The organism is Streptomyces sp. GD-15H (assembly GCF_045291515.1).
Lineage (GTDB): Bacteria > Actinomycetota > Actinomycetes > Streptomycetales > Streptomycetaceae > Streptomyces.
The window spans coordinates 1,927,333-1,945,639 of record NZ_CP149447.1 but is presented as its reverse complement, the minus strand read 5'-3'; the positions used below and the strand labels follow the sequence as shown (position 1 = coordinate 1,945,639).

Here is an 18,307-nt window from a genome sequence, read left to right as displayed (position 1 = left end):
AATGGCGGAGCAGCGAACCAGTCCTCGTGACGCCCGTCGTGTGGTGCTGGTTCAACTCGACGGCACCCTGGACAACGACACCGCCCTGCTGGTCAACGGGCTCGGCGTCGCCCCCCGGCCGTCGTCCGCTGACGAGAAACGGGACAACACGCACACCTCCGTGCACGGCGCCACCGTGTACGCGACTCTGGTCCGCGACGAACTCGTCGCCCGGCATCTAGTGCCCGAGGGCAGGGTCAGGGTGGGATGAGCCCCTGGGGCGTTCCGACCGGAACCGGGGCGCCCCAGGTCCGCCGTCGGGTCACCGGGGTGCGCGGACGCTTCGGCCGGCACCGAAGCGTCCCGCCTCTAGGGCCTGTGTGATGTTGTGATCAATCGGCCGCTTGCAGGAGATCTCCGATCCAGATCATCGAGGCGCGGAGTTCGAGGCCGGCGAGGTAGCTCTCGGGCGTCTTGTCGAAGCGTGTGGCGATGCCGCGCCAGTCCTTCAGCCGGTTGATCAGTCGCTCGACGGTGTTGCGGTCACGGTAACGATCGGCGTCGTACGTGACGGGACGGCCGCCCCTGCTGCCCTTCCTCTTGCGGTTGGCGGCCTGGTCCTTCTTCTCCGGGATGACCGCCCTGATGTGCCGTTTGCGCAGGTAGGCGCGGTTGGCGCGGGACGAGTAGGCCTTGTCCGCGGCGACCGCGCCGGGCCGGGTGCGGGGCCGGCCGACCGGCCCGCGGACCCGGACCTTGTTCAGCACGGGGATGAACTGCGGGCTGTCCGCGGCCTGCCCGGCGGTCAGCACGAACGACAGCGGCCGGCGCTTTTGGTCGGCGGCGAGGTGAATCTTGCTGGTCAGTCCGCCGCGGGACCGGCCGAGCAGGGCTTCCTTCAGGCGGAGCCTGCGTCGGCGGCGGACGCGCCGGCGTTCTTCCCGCTCGGGCCCGTTTCCGCCGTCCCGCCCGTTCTGTTCCGCCTTGTCGCCCCCTTTTGCCGGGCCTGTTCCTGCTCGGCGGCGGCCTCCTCGAGCGCCTCCATGACCTCCTGGCCGACGAGCATCCCGGCGGCGTCGTGGTGGGCGCGGACGGTCGTGGAGTCCACGCTGACCAGGGACAGGTCCGTTTTGCCCCGGCGGGCGGCCTCGGCGATCAGGCCCTCCAGCAGGGCGGTGAAGACACCGGCGTTCCGCCAGAGCCGGAAGCGTCCGTAGACGGTCGGCCAGGGGCCGAACTCGCCCGGCATCTCCCGCCACTGCGCGCCCGTCCTGAACCGCCAGATCACCCCCTCGAACTGATCCCGCAGCCGCTCGGGGTACGGGCCGTACTCGCCTATCGGCAGGAACGGCTCGATCAACTTCCACTGTTCTTCGGTGAGTTGTCTGCGCGTCACGATTGTCTTCCTACCGGATCCGCCTTCCAGGCGGATCCGGACCGGCAAGACTGATCACAACATCACACAGGCCCTAGCGTGGCCTCATGACCCAGAGAACCTTCGCCGATCTCCATCACGCCGACGAACCCCTCCTGCTGCCCAACGCCTGGGACCACGCCTCCGCTGCGGCTCTCGCCGCCCAGAGGTTCCCGGCGATCGGCACCACCAGCCTGGCCGTCGCGGCGGCGGCCGGGCTGCCCGACGGGGCGGCGGCGACCCGGGAACAGACCCTGCTGCTCGCCCGCGCCCTCGGCTCCGAGCCGTTCCACCTGTCCGTGGACGCGGAGGGCGGATTCAGCGACGACCCGGACGAGGTGGCCGAGTTCGCCCGCGAACTGCACGCCGCGGGCGCCGTCGGCATCAACCTGGAGGACGGACTCGGGCCCGTCGACCGGCACGCCGCGAAGATCGCCGCCGTCCGGGCCGCGGCCCCCGGCCTCTTCGTCAACGCCCGCACCGACACCCACTGGCTCGGCGACGGCGACGGCACGATCCACCGACTCGATGCCTACCGACAGGCAGGCGCGCACGGCGTGTTCGTCCCCGGGCTCACCGAGGCCCGGGAGATCGCCGCTCTGGTACGAGGCCTGGACGGCGGCGTCCCCCTCAACATCCTCTACTCGCCCACCGGCCCCTCCGTCCCCCACCTCGCCGACCTCGGCGTACGCCGGATCAGCCTCGGCTCGCTGCTGTACCGGCGGGCGCTGGGCGCGGCGGTGCAGGCGGCGACCGACATCCGGGCGGGCCGCACACCCGGCGGCCCGGTACCCACCTACGAGGAGATCCAGGCACTGAGCCGGGACACCGGCGGTGCGGCCGACGCCACAGTTTCCTTCGAGTGACCCTGGTACGGTAGAAGCTTTCGCGGGTATCAGAACCTTCGGACTCATCTCCGGCGAGAGACCGAGGAACCATGGACATGGACATCCCCGGCGACAAACGGCTGGCGGCAGCGGTCGTGAGGGACGACGAGGGGCGCGTGCTCCTGGTGCGCCGCAGCGAGACCGAGAGGTTCCTGCCCCGGGTGTGGGGCGTCCCGTGCGGCAAACTCGATCCCGACGAGAGCGCCCGGGACGGCGCGCTGCGCGAGCTGAAGGAGGAGACCGGCCTGCTCGGCGAGATCGTGCGCAAGGTCGGCGAGTCGTCCTTCCTCAGCGAGTACGCGGGGCACGAGATCAAGAACTGGCAGGAGAACTTCCTGGTCCGTCCGCTGTCCCGGGAGGTCACACTGCCCAGTCCGGATCAGGAGCACGCCTGGCTCCATCCGTCCGAGCTGACCGGTGTCGACATCGACGCCTACAACCTGGACGTCGTACGGCAGGCCCTCACGGACTCCTGAGCAGCTCCGCCAGCGCGCCCAGCGCGTCCAGGTAGGCCGGCACGTTCAGCGGTACCTTCGGCATCGCCGCCGGATGCGGGCCCGCCGCCGTGAACACGTCGGTGTGCCGCCGCCGTCGCCCGCCCGTCTCCAGGAACAGCGTCACCGTCGGCGCGTCCGTGTCGCACCAGGCGCGGTGCAGCGTGTGCGCCGGCAGGGCGTACGTGCTCCCCGCCGCGTACCGGCCCAGATGCGTCAGGCGCAGCCGTGCCTGCCCCGCCGGTGCCAGCAGCCAGTCGGCCGATCCCTCGGCCAGCGACTCCTCGAACCGGGTCGTCCCGATGCCGGCGTCGCCCCGTGCCTCGTGCCCCGTCTCGGGCATCTCCTCGTACAACTCCGTGCACAGCCGCCCCCGGACGACATGGGAGGCCAGCGCCGAGCGGTGGTTGTGGATGTCCTCCCGGCCGGTGCCGCCCGCGCCCGCGTGCCAAACGTGTGCGCGCAGCATGTGCAGCGGGCCGGAGTCGACCAGCAGCAGCTTGTCGAAACCGAGGACGTGCCGGTACGACAGCCGCGCGCAGGCCTCCGGATCGCCCGCGCCGGAGGCGAGTTCGGCGACCAGCTCCCACAGCCGCTCCAGTTCACCGAGTTCGGCGACCACCGCGTACGCCGCGGCCACCTGCTCCCGCTCGGGCAACGTGTCGTCCAGGGTCTTCGCCAGCAGTCGCCGCGCCGCCAGAACCCGCTGACCGCCCATGCACTCCGTCCTCCGTCCTCCGGCTCCCGCTCAACGCGCGGGAGCCGCCTCGTCGGGCCGATAGGTCCACACCGCGTGTGCGCGCAGCGCCGTTACACCCTGATACGTCATCCACATCGGGCGCCGCAGCTCCGTGCTGTCGCCCCGCTCCCAGGACCAGATGCCGTCCTGCTGCCCGGCCAGCACCGAGGCCGCCGCGCCGTCCAGCAGCTCCCGCCAGGTGTCCTCCAGGCCGTCCTGCCGGGCCACCTCCAGCGCGCCCGGGGACAGCAGGGCGCGCACGATCCAGGACGCGGTGAAGTGCCGTACGTGCAGCACTTCGTGGCGCGCGGGGTCGTCGGGGCGCGGACGCCGTACCTCCTCGCGCCGGTTCTCCAGGTCCAGGCAGGCGTGGTGCGGTGCGTCGGGGCAGGACAGCAGCCAGCGCACGCCGTCCTCGCGGGCGGCCCGCACCGCCGCGCTCTCACCCAGGACGCGGGCCGCACGGTCGAGGGCGAGCACCGCCTGCGCGGTGTGCACCGGGGACGGCGGCCCGTACGGCGGGTCGAGCCGGTAGCCCCAGCAGCGCAGATGGTCCCGGCCCGGATCGCTGATCGATCCGTCGACGAGTGCCTCCCGCAGTACCGGCAGGGCGTCGCAGTCGGGCGCGGCACGCAGCAGCCCGCGCAACACCGTCGTCATCACATGCGTCGACTCGCGTCCGGCCCGGTCGGCCTCGCGGGTGAAGGCCGCCGTGCAGAGGTCCACCTCCCGCGCCAGCCGTCCTCCCCGGGCCGCGCCCGCGCGAGCCAGCGCGCCCAGCACCAGCGCGGTCACCTCGGGCCGGGCCCGCGCGCCCTGCGACCGCGCCGACCAGCCGCCGTCGGGCAGCCGCAACCGCCACAGCGTGTCGGCCAGTTCGCCCGGCGCGAGGCGTCCGTCGGGCATGCCCAGCTCGAGCATGATCTGCAGCCCGTACGCCGTACCGACCGAGGTGGGTCGGGACGGGGTGCTCTCACCCAGGGCGTGCGACCAGCCGACGAGCCGCCCGCGCTCCGGATCGTCGACGACGGACACCTCGTCGACGAGGGTGTCGTGGGTGGCCGCGAACAGGCGCGGGAGCGGGCCGGGCACCGGGCCGGCCGTGGTCGTGGGAGTCGGGAGCGACTGCCGGGCCGGAGCCGTGGCGCGGGCCCGTACCAGTGCCGCCGCGAGCCATGCGGCGAGCGCCGTGCCGAGGCCACTCACCGACGCGATCAGATACTTCGCGGCCTCCCCGTCGACGGAGTCGGGCAGCACCTCGAACAGGAACTGGAACACCGCGTAACCGGCGGCCACGCAGCCGAACCCGCCCAGCCAGCCCACGAAACGGGTCGGCCGAAAGGCCCCGCCGTCCCCTCCGGCGGGGAGGCGGTCGTCCGGACGTGCGGGTCGCAATGGGCCGCGGCCGAGCTGCTGTGGGGACAAGGCGCGCTCCATCCCCCTCCCGTTGGGCGGCACATGACGTCCGCGATCATGCCATCTTAGAAAAAGGGCTCCGACTCAACGTCCGTACCGCTGTTTTCGCCGTCTCACACCCGGCACCGCCGCCCGATGCGTGTCTGCGGCACATACGGCCCCTTCCGACCTCATCTCCGGCTCTCCCGGGGCCAGTTCGTCAGGGTGACGTGCAGGGCCTCGACCGCCTTGTCCCAGGAGACGTCGACGTCACTCGCCCAGGACGTCCCGGACGAACGTGTTGGTGAACTTCCCCTCGGGGTCCAGTGACCGGGCCAGGGTCCGGAAGTCGTCCAGCCGCGGGTAGTGGGCGCGCAGGTCGGCCGCCGGCGTGGTGAACACCTTCCCCCAGTGCGGTCGCGCCTCGAAGGGCGCCAGCGCCTCTTCCAGCCGCCGCACCACGGGCAGCACGGCCGGCGTGTCCTCCACCCAGGTGAAGTGGGCGGCCACGGTGTCCCGGCCGTAGCAGGGGCTGAGCCACTGGCTGTCGGCGGCCACCGTCCGTACCTCGCAGGTCTGCAGTACGGGGGAGACGGTCTCCCGGATCCCGTCGATCGCGTGCAGCATGTCGAGGGCGAACCGTCGCGGCAGCAGATACTCCGACTGCAGCTCCGACCCGCTGCTCGGGACGAATTCCGCGCGGAAGTGCGGCAGCCGCTCGTGCCAGGGCCCCGGTACCCCGAACTGCTCCGTGCAGTTCACCGCCGGCATGCCGGGCACGGGATGCAGTTTCTCGGTCGCGGGCGTCGCCCACGGGAAGTCCGGCAGCGGCTGGTCCGTACGCCGCTTCACCCACACCTGCCGGAAGCCCGGCGCCGCCCAGTCGGTGAACAGGCTCACGCTGTAGGCAGCCGACATCACCGTTGCGAAGGTGGCCACGTCCAGCCCGGCCGACGGAAGCTCGGTGAACAGATGCTGCTCGACGTCGAAGGCGGGCGTCAGGTCCAGCGTGAGTGCGGTGACGACACCGAGCGCCCCGAGCGAGGTGACCGCCCCACCGAACCGCGCTTCGTCCCCGCGGTCGATCCGTACCGCCGAACCGTCCGCCGTGACCAGTTCCACCGTGCGCACGGACGAGGCGAGCGGGCCGTTGCCGGTACCGGAGCCGTGCGTGCCGGTGGCGACCGAGCCGGCCACCGAGATGTGCGGGAGCGACGCCATGTTCGCCAGCGCCAGCCCGTGCCGGTGCACCTGCCGGGCCAGCTCGGCGTACCGCACGCCGCCGCCGACCCGGACCGTCCCGGCCGCCGTGTCCACGTCGATCTGCGGAGGCAGCGCGTCGAGGGAGAGCAGGACGCCGTCCGCACCGGCCTCGGCGATCTCGTTGAAGGAATGCCCGCTGCCCAGGGCCCGCACCCGGGAGCTCCCGGCGACCAGCGCGCGCAGCGCGTCCAGGGTGTGCGGGCGATGCAGTTCCTCGGCGGCATACGTGATGTTGCCGGCCCAGTTGGTCACGGTCCCGGTCATGCGGCGGCCCCTCCCCGAGTCGTCGAGCATGTCGGGGACAGCACATCACCGCGCCGACCGGCGCCGATGCCAGGGGCCGCCGGTCCGTTCGCCGGACCCGGTGGCACACCCGAGGGGGCCGGGGGCATACCGTGAGGAGTCGTACGTCCGAGCCGGGAGTCGTACGTCCGAGCCGGAAGGAGACACGGGATGGGCAGCCGGACCGCGCTGGTCGAGGATCTTATGGAGCGGTTCCCGCATGTACCGCGAGAGGCCGTCTTCAAGGAGGACCTGCTCCGGGGCGGTGTCGCCTTCGACCCGTCCGCGCTCAGCGACAACGAGAACGGCGAGGTCAAACCGAAGTCGTACTTCATCTTCTCCTTCGACCACGGCACGCTGCCCGAGCTGGGCGAGGCCGCGCTCCGGCGCCCGCCCGAGGAGATCATCCTCACCGGGGGCCCCTACGACCTGCGCCGGACGGTCGTCTCCGTCCGGGTGAACCCGTCGTCCCCGTACCGGGTCGCCGCGAACGAGGACGGCGTGCTCGGCCTCTACCTCGACGGGAAGCGCATCGCCGACGTCGGCGTGCCGCCGATGCCCGAGTACTACCGGCACACCCTCGCCAACGGGAAGTCCGTCATGGAGGTGGCCCCGACCATCCAGTGGGGCTACCTGATCTACCTGACCGTCTTCCGGGTCTGCCAGTACTTCGGTGCGAAGGAGGAGTGCCAGTACTGCGACATCAATCACAACTGGCGCCAGCACAAGGCGGCCGGCCGTCCCTACACCGGGGTCAAGGACGTCGAGGAGGTCCTCGAGGCCCTGGAGATCATCGACCGGTACGACACGGCGAAGGCGTCCACCGCCTACACCCTCACCGGCGGCGCGATCACCAAGACGGTCGCCGGCCGTGACGAGGCCGACTTCTACGGGCACTACGCCAAGGCCATCGAGGAGCGCTTCCCCGGCCGCTGGATCGGCAAGGTCGTCGCCCAGGCGCTGCCCAAGGACGACGTGCAGCGCTTCAAGGACTACGGCGTGCAGATCTACCACCCCAACTACGAGGTGTGGGACCGCCGTCTGTTCGAGCTGTACTGCCCGGGCAAGGAGCGCTACGTCGGCCGTGACGAGTGGCACAAGCGCATCCTGGACTCCGCGGACGTCTTCGGCGCGCGCAACGTCATTCCCAACTTCGTGGCGGGTGTGGAGATGTCCGAGCCGTTCGGCTTCACCACCGTCGACGAGGCCATCGCCTCGACCACCGAGGGCCTGCGCTTCTTCATGTCGCACGGCATTACGCCCCGCTTCACCACCTGGTGCCCCGAGCCGACGACCCCGCTCGGCAAGGCCAACCCGCAGGGCGCGCCGCTGGAGTACCACATCCGGCTGCTCGAGGCGTACCGCGCCACGATGGACGAGTTCGGTCTGGCCTCGCCCCCCGGCTACGGTCCGCCCGGACCCGGCCGTGCGGTGTTCTCCGTCAGCTCCTTCATGGACAGCCTCTCGGAGCAGGAGCCCGTCGAGGCGTGAGACACCCGGGCATTCGAGGGCTCTTGGGCGCCCTTGAGGAACTCGAACGCCCTTGAGCAGAAACGAGAAGGCCGGAACCGGGGCGGTTCCGGCCTTCCTTGCGCATGGTCCCTGCGGGGGGCGTGCGCGCGCGTGCGCGGGCGCCGTGACGCACGAAGTGGAGACGACGCTTGTCAGTTGTGTCGGCAGCGTGAAAAGCTCGTCCATCGCCCCCGCGGTTTTCCCCAACTGCATTGCTGATATCACGAGTTGACCTCATTCGTGGATGCAGGAGACTCATGCCCGACCTACCGGCACCCCAGGACGCCACCGAGGCGGCACTGTTCTCCGAGTGCTGGGACGCGGTGCTCTCCTACGCCGACCTGTGCACGGCCGGCTCCACCGCCGCCGCGCAACTGGCGCGCGAGGCGTTCGCACAGGGCATGCGCGAGGTGCGCGACGCGGAGGCGACCACCGTACGCGCGGCCGGCCGCTGCTCGTCCAGGCTGCCCCGAATACCCCTGCTGCTGACCGCCGTGCGCACCACCGCGGCGGCCTGGGAGGAGAGCGGGCAGGGGAACCGGCTCGATCCCGACCTGCGGCTGTGGCTCCACTCCGAGAACGCCGCCCGCTACACCGGCCCGCCGCTCTCGCGCCCGATCGCCCTGCGCGGACTGCGCGATCTGCAGCAGGCCGACGCCGAACTGCTGTGGCTGGCCGAGGCGGAGTCCCTCCCGCTGCCCCTGGTGGCCCGCCGGCTCGGCCTCGACCCCGCCACCGCCGCCGACGAACTCGCCCAGGTCCGCGGCTTCTTCCGGGACTGCTGCCACCGCAACCACCTCGACTCCCCGATGGACGCGGAGTGTCGCGGTTACGCCCGGCTGCTGGACGCCGTCCCCCGCTCGCCCGCCGCCGACACCCCCGACGACCTCTCCCGGCACCTCGCCACCTGTGTGCGGTGCGCCGAGGCCGCGGCCTGCCTTCGGCTGCACGGCGGCGGGCTGCCCGGCGCCCTCACCGGCGGGGTCGTCGGCTGGGGCGGACTGGCCTACCTGGAGCGCCGCCGCCGCGCGGCCGAGGTGCGGCTCGGTCCCGGACGCCCCGACGGCCCCGACGCGGGCGGCGACCCGGTCGAGGTAACGGGCCGGGCACGCGCCACCCGCAACGGGCTGCTGGTCGCCGCCGCCCTGGTGTCCGCCCTCGCCCTCGCCGTCTCCCTGATGCCGTTCGGCGGCACGGGCGCCGACAGCGCGATCCGCGCCGGCGCCGACGACCGCGGACCGGTGGCCGCCCCCGGCCTGTACCCGCCCGCGGGGCCCACCCCCACCGCCTCCGGCCCAGCCCCCTCCGACACCCCGCAGCCACCTTCCGACGGCACCCCCGACCCGGCGAACCCCGACCCGGCGAACCCCGACCCCGAAACCCAGGGCAGTACCACCGCCACCGCCACCGCCGCGCCCCGGACCACCGCGCCCAGCAGGCCGGCCGTCTGCTACGCCGCGTACGACCTGGTCAACCAGTGGCCCGTCGGCTTCCAGGCCACCGTCACCGTCACCACGACGGCGCCTCTCGACTCCTGGCGCGTGGCCTTCACCTTCGAGGCCGGCCAGCGCGTCACCCAGATGTGGGACGCCGGCGTCAGCCAGAACGGGCCCCGCGTCACCGCCACCGCCGCCGACTACAACAAGACCGTCCCCGCCGGCGGGAAGCTCGCCTTCGGCTTCCTCGCCTCCGGGAACGGCACGAACTCCCCACCCTCCGACATCAGCCTCAACGGCCACTCCTGCACGACCGTGTGACGCGAGCCGACCCGAAACACCCGGTGTCCGGGGCACCCGTTAAATCGGTGGTGCCCGGGCCGGCGTCTCCCTACAGTGGGAGCCGCGGCACACAAGCGGCGCACGCATGCGTCGTTGTCCGCCGCTGCCGGATCGAGTGAAGGAGAGGAGGTGCGACCGATGGCTGTCTTCGTGAGGGGCGCTGCCCGCATCCAGGAATCCATCCATTTCACCTCCGTGGCCACCGGCTGACCTCACCTTTCCGTTCCGCGTCTCCGCGCGGCCGCCGGGGCCACCCTTGCGAAGGGTCACCCCTTGAGTTCCACCTCTTCCTTCTCCTCCTCCACCCCCCTCTCCGCGCCGCCCTCCGTGCTGGCCGCCTACGGCTGGGACGAGGAGTGGGCCGACGCGTTCGCCCCGTACGAGGCCGAAGGGCTGCTGGCCGGGCGCGTGGTGCGGGTCGACCGCGGTCAGTGCGACGTCGTCACCGCCGACGGGACCGTACGGGCCGACACCGCGTTCGTCACCCCGCACGACCCCCTGCGGGTCGTGTGCACCGGGGACTGGGTCGCCGTCGAGCCGGCGGGCGACACGCCGCGCTACGTACGGGCGTACCTTCCGCGCCGTACCGCCTTCGTGCGCTCCACCTCCTCCAAGCGGTCCGAGGGACAGATCCTCGCCGCCAACGTCGACCACGCCGTCATCGCCGTCTCGCTCGCCGTCGAGCTGGACCTGGCCCGGATCGAACGGTTCCTCGCCCTCGCCTGGGAGTCCGGGGCGCAGCCGGTGGTCGTGCTCACCAAGGCCGACCTCGTGCCGGACGCGGCGACCCTGGCCCACCTGGTCCAGGACGTGGAGACCACCGCGCCCGGCGTGCCGGTGCTCGCCGTCAGCGCGCGGGACGGTGGGGGAGGGCTGGACGTCCTCGCCGCGGTCGCCTCCGGCGGTACCTCGGTACTGATCGGACTGTCCGGCGCGGGCAAGTCCACCCTCGCCAACGTGCTCCTCGGCGAGGACGTGATGGACGTCCGGGCGGCCCGGGACGTCAACGGCAAGGGCCGCCACACCACCACCACCCGCAACCTGCTCGCCCTGCCCGGCGGGGGAGTCCTCATCGACACCCCGGGCCTGCGGGGCGTCGGGCTCTGGGACGCCGGCAGCGGTGTCGGCCAGGTGTTCTCCGAGATCGAGGAGCTCGCCGGGGGCTGCCGTTTCCACGACTGCGCCCACGAGAGCGAACCGGGGTGCGCGGTCCTCGAGGCCGTCGAGACGGGCGCCCTCCCGGAACGCCGTCTCGAGAGCTACCGCAAGCTGCTACGGGAGAACCAGCGCATCGTCGCCAAGACCGACGCGCGGCTCCGCGCGGAGATCCGCAAGGAGTGGAAGCGGAAGGGGGCGGTGGGCAAGGCGGCGATGGAGGCGAAGCGGGGCCGCCTGCGCTGACGCGTCAGCGCACACCTCGCCTCATCTCCCTGTCCGATTTCCGCCAGCCGGCCTCCCCCGGGTGGCGGAGACTGGGCGGTGTGAGAGACGAGGACAGCAGGTACGAGGCGGTGCGCAGCCGGGACGGACGGTTCGACGGGGAGTTCTTCTTCGCCGTCGGGACGACCGGGATCTACTGCCGTCCCAGTTGCCCCGCCGTCACGCCGAAACGACGCAACGTGCGGTTCTTCGCGACCGCGGCCGCCGCGCAGGGCGCCGGATTCCGAGCCTGCCGACGGTGCCGTCCGGACGCCGTCCCCGGCTCCGCCGAGTGGAACGTGCGCGCCAACGTCGTGGGCCGGGCCATGCGGCTGATCGCCGACGGCGTGGTCGACCGCGAGGGCGTCGCCGGACTGGCCGCACGGCTCGGTTACAGCGCTCGCCAGGTGCAGCGCCAGCTCACCGGCGAACTGGGCGCCGGTCCCGTCGCCCTCGCCCGCGCGCAGCGCGCGCACACCGCGCGCGTGCTCCTGCAGACCACCGGGCTCCCGATCACCGAGATCGCCTTCGCCGCCGGGTTCACCAGTGTGCGGCAGTTCAACGACACCGTCCGGGCCGTGTACGCCGTGACCCCCACCGCACTGCGCGCCGCCGCGCCCGGTGGCGGCCGGGCCGCCGCCCGCCGTACGGCCACGCCCACGGCGGGCATCCCCGTGCGGCTCGCCCACCGCGGCCCGTACCAGCCCCGCCCCGTCTTCGACCTGCTGGAACGCGAGGCCGTCCCGGGCGTCGAGGACGTCACCGGCCCCCCGGGCACCCGCACCTACCGGCGCACCCTGCGGCTCCCGTACGGCATCGGCGTCACCGCCGTCGACGAACGTCCCGGGACCACGCGCACGGGCTCCGCCGCCCGCCCCGGCGGCTGGCTCGACGCCCGTGTCCACCTGACCGACCCCCGTGACCTGACCACCGCCGTACAGCGGCTGCGCCGCCTCTTCGACCTGGACGCGGATCCTTACGCCGTGGACGAACGGCTCGGTGCCGACGCGCGGCTCGCCTCGCTGGTCGCCGCCCGGCCCGGCCTGCGCTCGCCGGGCACCGCCGACCCGGAGGAACTTGCGGTACGGGCCCTGGTGGGCCGCGAGCAGGCCGCGCGGCTGGTCCAGCGGTACGGCAAGACGCTCGACGCCCCCTGCGGCGGCCTCACCCACCTCTTCCCCGAACCGGCCGTCCTCGCCGAAGCCGAACCCGTTGGCACCCTGGGCGCGCTCACCGCCGCCCTCGCGGACGGCACGGTACGCCTCGACCCCGGCGCCGACCGGGACGACGCCGCGGACGGCCTGCGCGCCGTTCCCGGCCTGGACGCCCGTACCGTCGCCGAGATCCGCACCCGTGCCCTCGGCGACCCGGACGTGGCCCCACCCGGTCCGGATCTGCCCGACAGCTGGCGCCCCTGGCGCTCGTACGCCCTGAACCACCTGCGCGCGGCAGGGGAGTTGGAGTACCGATGACCACGACGGCAAGCACCCCGCACACGTACTGGACGAGCGTGCAGAGCCCACTCGGGCCGTTGCTCCTCACCGCAGGACCGGACGGGGAGCTGAGCTCGCTCTCCGTGCCCGGTCAGAAGGGCGGTCGCGGGGTGCCGACGGGCGGGCGGCAGGACCCGGGACCGTTCCGTGCGGCGGAGGAACAGCTCGCCGCGTACTTCGCCGGCGAGCTGAGGGAATTCCGGCTGCCCCTGCACACCACCGGCACCCCCTTCCGGGAGAAGGTCTGGGCCGCGCTCGACGACGTCCCCTACGGGGCGACCGCGTCGTACGGCGAGATCGCCGCGCGGATCGGTGCCTCCCGCGCCGCCGTACGGGCCGTCGGCGGCGCGATCGGCGCGAACCCCCTGCTGATCGTGCGCCCCTGCCATCGGGTGATCGGCGCCGACGGGTCGCTGACCGGATACGCGGGCGGCCTGGACCGCAAGGTGCGGCTGCTCACCCACGAAGGGGTGCTCCGGCCGTAGCCGGGGCCGGCGGGCTTCAGCCCCAGAACACCGCGCCGAGCCACGCCGCCGTGATCAGCTGGCAGGCGAACAGTTCGGTCAGCAGGCTCCAGCCGCCCGCGCGCATCGCCGTACGCGTCGCCGCGGCCGCTTCGCCGTGGCGGCCCAGGCGGATCCGCTCGACGGCGTAGATCCCGGCCACGAAGCCCGGGGCGGCGCCCAGCACGGGCACCAGGACGAAGCCGAGGAACGACCCCGCGCCGGCGTACGCCAGCACCCGCCCGTCGACCCAGTCGGTCCGCAGCCGGCGGGGTGGCAGCGTCCAGCGGACCACCTGGGAGAGGAACAGGGCGACGGTCGCCCCGACGAGCACCCCCCACGCCACGGGCCGCGGATCCTTCAGTGCCCACCAGAGGATCGCGGCCCACACCAGCCACGACCCCGGCACCCCGGGCAGCAGTACTCCGCACAGGCCGAGCAGGATCACCAGTCCGGCCAGCAGGAGGTCCCACGCTCCCATCTGTCCAGGGTGCCGGAGGACGACAGAAGGCGCAGACCAGGTGCGCCGGACCCGCACCGACCACTCCTGCCGAACGAACGTTCCTTGCGCCGGGCGGCGTGCCGTCGCCGCCCGGCACCGGGGACGGATTTCCGATGCTCCGTTTTCCTCGGGCCCTCGCGGTGGAGAATTGAGGGTATGAGCGAGCAGGGGGGCAGGTCCGCCGGTCACGAGAACGACTGGTGGGAGCAGTTGTACGACGACGCCGGCGGCGACACGGGCTCCGCGCCCGCGGCCGATTCCCTCGACGACCGCTTCGACTCCGCGGCCGGCACGGTGAACGAGGGACCGACCGCGCCCGCCGACGCCACGCCCACCCTCGCCGATGTCCCCGCCGGCCCCGTGCCTCGCGTCTCGTCCGCCCCGTCGAAGCGCCGCCGGTGCCGCGCGGCCATGTGGGCTCCCGGCCGCCCACCTACGACGCCGAACCCACCGCGCTGCCCGCCGCCGACCCCCACGAACTGGACGACCTGGTCCCGGACACCGTGCTGGACGGCGCCCGGTACGGGGCCTGCACCCTGCGGGCCGCGTCCGTACGGGGCGACTCCGCGCGGTACCGGGGCGAACCGCGGCGGGACGCCCTGCTGACCGCCAGGTTCGGCAGCGGGGACCAGGCACTGGTGCTGGTGGCGGTCGCGACCGGCGTACGGGCCGCCCCCGGCGCGCACCGCGCGGCCGCCGAGGCCTGCCGGTGGATAGGCGAGGCGGTGGGCCTCAGCCATCCCCGCCTCGCCGAGGACCTCAGGGCCGCCCGGCGCGGCGAACTCAAGTCCGGACTGCACCGCCTCACCGACCGCACCCTCGGCAGGCTCCGCGCGGGCGCCGCCGAGCAGGGTCTCGGACCCGAGGCGTACGGGGCCACCCTGCGCTGTCTCCTGCTGCCCGCCGACCCCGAATGCCGTACCCGGGTGTTTTTCGGCGTCGGCACCGGCGGCCTGTTCCGGCTGCGGGACGGCGCGTGGCAGGACATCGAACCGGAGGCCGCCGAGGCCAGGGGCGGGGCCGCCGTCGGCTTCGGCTCGCCGCCCTCCGAGACCCCCGAGGGCGACCGGCTCACCATGGACCTCGGCATCCCGGCACCTCCGAGCCCGTACGAGCCCGCCCCCGGCCCCCCGCGCGAACCCTTCCGCTTCCGTACCTCCATAGCCCGTGAAGGTGACACCCTCCTGCTGTGCAGTACGGGCCTCGCCGACCCGCTGCGCGGCGAGCGGGAACTCCGGACCCACCTGGCCGAGCGGTGGTCCCGCCCCGAACCGCCGGGCCTCGCCGCATTCCTCGCCGACACCCAGGTACGGGTCAAGGGGTACGCGGACGACCGTACGGCCGTCGCCGTCTGGGAGGCGTGAGCGCGGCGGGTGTGCATTCATGGAACCCGGAGGGAGACCCGGAAGCCCTGAAGTCCAAGGGATCCACGGACACCGAAGGGGCACACGAGAGCCATGGCCAAACAGAACGTCGCGGAACAGTTCGTCGACATCCTGACCCGCGCGGGAGTCAAGCGCCTCTACGGCGTCGTCGGCGACAGCCTCAACCCCGTCGTCGACGCCGTGCGCCGCAACTCCGCCATCGACTGGGTCCACGTCCGGCACGAGGAGACCGCCGCCTTCGCCGCCGGTGCCGAGGCCCAGATCACCGGCCGGCTCACCGCCTGCGCCGGCTCCTGCGGACCCGGCAACCTCCACCTCATCAACGGGCTGTACGACGCCCACCGGTCCATGGCACCGGTCCTCGCCCTCGCCTCGCACATCCCGTCCAGCGAGATCGGCCTCGGCTACTTCCAGGAGACCCATCCCGACCGGCTGTTCCGCGAGTGCAGCCACTACAGCGAGATGATCTCCAGTCCTCAGCAGATGCCCCGGCTGCTGCACACCGCCATCCAGAACGCGGTCGGCCGCTCCGGGGTCAGCGTCGTCACCCTCCCCGGTGACATCGCCGACCACGCCGCCCCCGAGAAGGCCGCCGAGACCGCCCTCGTCACCTCCCGGCCCACGGTCCGGCCCGGCGACGCCGAGATCGACCGGCTCGTCGACATGATCGACGCGGCCGGGAAGGTCACCCTCTTCTGCGGCGCCGGCACGCAGGGCGCGCACGCGGAGGTCATGGAATTCGCCCAGAAGATCAAGTCCCCGGTCGGGCACGCCCTGCGCGGCAAGGAATGGATCCAGTACGACAATCCGTACGACGTCGGCATGAGCGGGCTGCTCGGATACGGCGCCGCCTACGAGGCCACCCACGAGTGCGACCTGCTGATCCTGCTCGGCACCGACTTCCCGTACAACGCCTTCCTCCCCGACGACGTGAAGATCGTCCAGGTCGATGTGCGGCCCGAGCACCTCGGCCGCCGCTCGAAACTGGACCTCGCGGTGTGGGGCGACGTGCGGGAGACGCTGCGGTGTCTGACCCCGAGGGTCAGGGCCAAGGACGACCGCAGGTTCCTCGACCGGATGCTGAAGAAGCACGCGGACGCGCTGGAGGGGGTGGTGAAGGCGTACACACGGAAGGTCGAGAAGCACGTCCCGATCCACCCCGAGTACGTGGCCTCCGTGCTGGACGAACTCGCCGATGACGACGCGGTGTTCACCGTGGACACCGGCATGTGCAACGTCTGGGCCGCCCGCTACATCTCGCCGAACGGCCGCCGCCGGGTCATCGGTTCGTTCTCCCACGGCTCGATGGCGAACGCGCTCCCGATGGCGATCGGGGCGCAGTTCGTCGACCAGGGCCGACAGGTCGTGTCGATGTCCGGGGACGGCGGATTCGCCATGCTCATGGGCGACTTCCTCACCCTCGTCCAGTACGACCTGCCGGTGAAGGTCGTCGTCTTCAACAACTCCTCGCTCAGCATGGTCGAGTTGGAGATGCTGGTCGCCGGACTGCCCTCGCACGGCACCGCCACCAAGAACCCGGACTTCGCCGCCGTCGCCCGCGCGTGCGGCGCGCACGGGGTGCGGGTGGAGAAGCCGAAGGACCTCGCCGGGGCCCTCAAGTCGGCGTTCAAGCACAAGGGTCCGGCCCTCGTCGACGTCGTCACCGATCCGAACGCGCTGTCCATTCCACCGAAGATCAGCGCTGAGATGGTGACCGGCTTCGCGCTGTCCGCGTCGAAGATGGTGCTGGACGGCGGGGTCGGCCGGATGCTCCAGATGGCGCGGTCCAACCTGCGCAACGTGCCCCGGCCGTAACGGGATTCATTCCGTGCGGGGCGCCCAGCGGCGGGTGCTCGTGTCGTACTCGTAGCGGGGCAGGCCCTTGATGCCGCTGGTGCGGAACGGACGGCCGTGGTCGTCGATCCGCACGGTGCCGGAGCGGCCGGCGGAGGACCAGTCCAGCTCCAGGTACCAGCGGCAGTCGCAGGTCCCGGTCCGGGCGGTGACCTGCAGCACCTCCGGTTCCTTCGCGGAGACCCGGTAGGGCATGCGGACCGCCGGGATCGGCGTACCGGCGTCGTTCCCGGCGACCGCGCGGGCGAGAGGCCGGTCCTTGTCCAGGTTCACGTCGAAGTACCGCGGTGTGAGGGCACCGCCGCAGCCCTGGTCCATGGCGTACGCGTTCCCCGGGGCGGGGTCGGTGCGGCCGGTCACCCGGACCCGCAGCGCCGTGAGGACGACGGCCGTGTCGGACGTCCCCTGCACGGACAACTTCACGATCGTCTCGCCCCCGTGCACCGCCCTCTGCGTTGCCGCCCAGGTGCCGGCGTCCTGCGGGGCCGGGGGCGGCGGCACCTCGGCGGGCGGCTTGGCGATGACGTAGTCGTGGCCGCAGCCGAACGCCCAGGCCTGCGAGTCGACGGTCCAGGCGAGGGGCGTCCCGGCCGGGGCGGCGGACTTCTCCGGGGTGCGTTCGGTGCTCCCGGGAGCGGCCGGGCCGGACGGCTCACCCCGCGCCCCGGGAGCGTCGGGGGTGCGCCCCGAACCGGAGGAGCCGGAGGAGCGGGAGGAAGCGGACGCGGGCGGCGAGGAGGCAGAGCGGTCCGCTGCCGTGGGTTCCGCGGAGGCGGTCGGTGCCGGGTTCGCGGTGGCGACCCGGGTGCCGTCGTCGGGGGAGGAGCGGTGGCCGTCCGGCAGCGCGGCCAGTGTTCCCACCGTGGCGAGTAACGCACAGGCGACGGCAAGCGTGCCCGCGACGCGCTTGCGCCGGTACCAGGGCCGGGGGCGGACGGACGCGGGCCTGGGGCCGCTCACGATGCCGGTGTCCAGGGATGGACGATCGGTGCCGGTGCCAGTACCGGCGAGGGCGAGGGCACCGTCACCGTCGGGAGCGTTCGAGCCCGCCTCCGCCGCTGCCGCCCGAGGCCGTTGTCGTGCCGCGACCGCCAGGAGCCAGCGGCGGTGGAGTTCCAGGCGTTCCCCGCTGGACGCCCCGCACAGGGCGGCGAAACGCTCCACGGGCGCGAAGTCGAGGGGGACCGCCTCGCCGGCACAGTAGCGGTGCAGGGTGGAGGTGTTCATGCTGAGGCGGCGGGCCAGCGAGCCGTAACTGCGGTCCGTACGCTCCTTCAGTTCCCGCAGCAGCGCCGCGAACCGCGCCACATCGTCCTGTGCCGACACCGTCACCTCGTACTCGTCGGGCCGAACCGGGCTCGGAACGGCCGGAACGGCATCCCAAGGACCCCCCGTACCTGCACGTCGG

General features: G+C 72.8%; 13 protein-coding genes and 3 pseudogenes. 10 read left to right on the top strand and 6 right to left on the bottom strand.

Translation table 11 applies throughout. The features are described 5' to 3' along the window. Positions 1–14: 14 nt before the first annotated feature. Positions 15–250 (top strand): annotated as a pseudogene (locus tag WJ438_RS09280) (carbohydrate esterase); the annotation flags it as partial. A gap of 121 nt (positions 251–371) precedes the next feature. On the opposite strand, the pseudogene WJ438_RS09275 reads toward WJ438_RS09280, so the two are convergent. Beyond that, positions 372–1,375 (bottom strand): annotated as a pseudogene (locus WJ438_RS09275) (IS5 family transposase). A gap of 86 nt (positions 1,376–1,461) precedes the next feature. Between WJ438_RS09275 and WJ438_RS09270 the strand changes: the two are divergent. Both WJ438_RS09270 and WJ438_RS09265 read left to right on the top strand, forming a co-directional pair. Next, positions 1,462–2,259, top strand: a complete 798-nt coding sequence (locus tag WJ438_RS09270) for an isocitrate lyase/phosphoenolpyruvate mutase family protein (RefSeq protein ID WP_406724791.1) — start codon at positions 1,462–1,464, stop codon at positions 2,257–2,259. Between the two features lie 77 nt (positions 2,260–2,336). Further along, positions 2,337–2,756 carry an NUDIX hydrolase gene (locus WJ438_RS09265; protein ID WP_406724790.1) on the top strand — a complete coding sequence of 140 codons (420 nt, stop codon included), beginning with the start codon at positions 2,337–2,339 and terminating at the stop codon, positions 2,754–2,756. Here the strand turns inward: WJ438_RS09265 and WJ438_RS09260 are convergent. From WJ438_RS09260 to WJ438_RS09250, 3 genes are all read right to left on the bottom strand, one after another. Beyond that, entirely contained in the window at positions 2,743–3,492 is a 750-nt protein-coding gene (locus WJ438_RS09260) for a hypothetical protein (RefSeq protein ID WP_406724789.1), read from the bottom strand. The two genes, WJ438_RS09265 and WJ438_RS09260, sit on opposite strands and share 14 nt — an antisense overlap. A 30-nt stretch (positions 3,493–3,522) precedes the next feature. Next, the gene (locus tag WJ438_RS09255; protein WP_406724788.1) at positions 3,523–4,938 is read right to left on the bottom strand and encodes a hypothetical protein; all 1,416 of its coding nucleotides are present in this window, start codon (positions 4,936–4,938) and stop codon (positions 3,523–3,525) included. A gap of 240 nt (positions 4,939–5,178) precedes the next feature. Then, positions 5,179–6,435, bottom strand: a complete 1,257-nt coding sequence (locus WJ438_RS09250) for an FAD-binding protein (RefSeq protein ID WP_406724787.1) — start codon at positions 6,433–6,435, stop codon at positions 5,179–5,181. Between the two features lie 189 nt (positions 6,436–6,624). Between WJ438_RS09250 and WJ438_RS09245 the strand changes: the two genes are divergently transcribed. From WJ438_RS09245 to WJ438_RS09225, 5 genes are all read left to right on the top strand, one after another. Beyond that, a complete protein-coding gene (locus WJ438_RS09245; protein WP_406724786.1) occupies positions 6,625–7,944 on the top strand; it encodes a radical SAM protein in 1,320 nt (439 codons plus the stop codon). A gap of 278 nt (positions 7,945–8,222) precedes the next feature. Further along, a complete protein-coding gene (locus WJ438_RS09240) occupies positions 8,223–9,722 on the top strand; it encodes a cellulose binding domain-containing protein (protein WP_406724785.1) in 1,500 nt (499 codons plus the stop codon). Positions 9,723–10,016: 294 nt separating this feature from the next. Beyond that, positions 10,017–11,144 carry a ribosome small subunit-dependent GTPase A gene (gene rsgA / locus WJ438_RS09235; RefSeq protein ID WP_406724784.1) on the top strand — a complete coding sequence of 376 codons (1,128 nt, stop codon included), beginning with the start codon at positions 10,017–10,019 and terminating at the stop codon, positions 11,142–11,144. Positions 11,145–11,224: 80 nt separating this feature from the next. Beyond that, entirely contained in the window at positions 11,225–12,634 is a 1,410-nt protein-coding gene (locus tag WJ438_RS09230) for a DNA-3-methyladenine glycosylase 2 family protein (RefSeq protein ID WP_406724783.1), read from the top strand. Continuing rightward, entirely contained in the window at positions 12,631–13,140 is a 510-nt protein-coding gene (locus WJ438_RS09225; RefSeq protein ID WP_406724782.1) for a methylated-DNA--[protein]-cysteine S-methyltransferase, read from the top strand. Before WJ438_RS09230 ends, WJ438_RS09225 begins: the two co-directional genes overlap by 4 nt. Positions 13,141–13,156: 16 nt before the next feature. On the opposite strand, the gene WJ438_RS09220 is transcribed toward WJ438_RS09225, so the two are convergent. Further along, the gene (locus tag WJ438_RS09220) at positions 13,157–13,639 is read right to left on the bottom strand and encodes a DUF456 domain-containing protein (protein ID WP_406724781.1); all 483 of its coding nucleotides are present in this window, start codon (positions 13,637–13,639) and stop codon (positions 13,157–13,159) included. A 177-nt stretch (positions 13,640–13,816) separates the two neighbouring features. On the opposite strand from WJ438_RS09220, the pseudogene WJ438_RS09215 reads away from it, so the two are divergent. After that, a pseudogene (locus WJ438_RS09215) lies at positions 13,817–15,024 on the top strand (protein phosphatase 2C domain-containing protein). Between the two features lie 93 nt (positions 15,025–15,117). Then, positions 15,118–16,860 (top strand): pyruvate dehydrogenase, encoded by a 1,743-nt coding sequence (locus WJ438_RS09210; protein WP_406724780.1) that lies wholly within the window; start codon positions 15,118–15,120, stop codon positions 16,858–16,860. Positions 16,861–16,866: 6 nt separating this feature from the next. On the opposite strand, the gene WJ438_RS09205 is transcribed toward WJ438_RS09210, so the two are convergent. Then, complete coding sequence (locus WJ438_RS09205; RefSeq protein WP_406729636.1) at positions 16,867–18,225, bottom strand: helix-turn-helix domain-containing protein; 1,359 nt, start codon at positions 18,223–18,225, stop codon at positions 16,867–16,869. Positions 18,226–18,307 lie beyond the last annotated feature (82 nt).

What these genes read in the sequence shown, in the direction of transcription:
- WJ438_RS09225 (WP_406724782.1), top strand. Translation starts at nt 12,631, where the DNA reads ATGACCACGACGGCAAGCACCCCGCACACGTACTGGACGAGCGTGCAG.
- WJ438_RS09260 (WP_406724789.1), bottom strand. Translation starts at nt 3,492, where the DNA reads ATGGGCGGTCAGCGGGTTCTGGCGGCGCGGCGACTGCTGGCGAAGACC.
- WJ438_RS09270 (WP_406724791.1), top strand. Translation starts at nt 1,462, where the DNA reads ATGACCCAGAGAACCTTCGCCGATCTCCATCACGCCGACGAACCCCTC.
- WJ438_RS09240 (WP_406724785.1), top strand. Translation starts at nt 8,223, where the DNA reads ATGCCCGACCTACCGGCACCCCAGGACGCCACCGAGGCGGCACTGTTC.
- WJ438_RS09210 (WP_406724780.1), top strand. Translation starts at nt 15,118, where the DNA reads ATGGCCAAACAGAACGTCGCGGAACAGTTCGTCGACATCCTGACCCGC.
- WJ438_RS09220 (WP_406724781.1), bottom strand. Translation starts at nt 13,639, where the DNA reads ATGGGAGCGTGGGACCTCCTGCTGGCCGGACTGGTGATCCTGCTCGGC.
- WJ438_RS09265 (WP_406724790.1), top strand. Translation starts at nt 2,337, where the DNA reads ATGGACATCCCCGGCGACAAACGGCTGGCGGCAGCGGTCGTGAGGGAC.
- WJ438_RS09245 (WP_406724786.1), top strand. Translation starts at nt 6,625, where the DNA reads ATGGGCAGCCGGACCGCGCTGGTCGAGGATCTTATGGAGCGGTTCCCG.
- WJ438_RS09250 (WP_406724787.1), bottom strand. Translation starts at nt 6,435, where the DNA reads ATGACCGGGACCGTGACCAACTGGGCCGGCAACATCACGTATGCCGCC.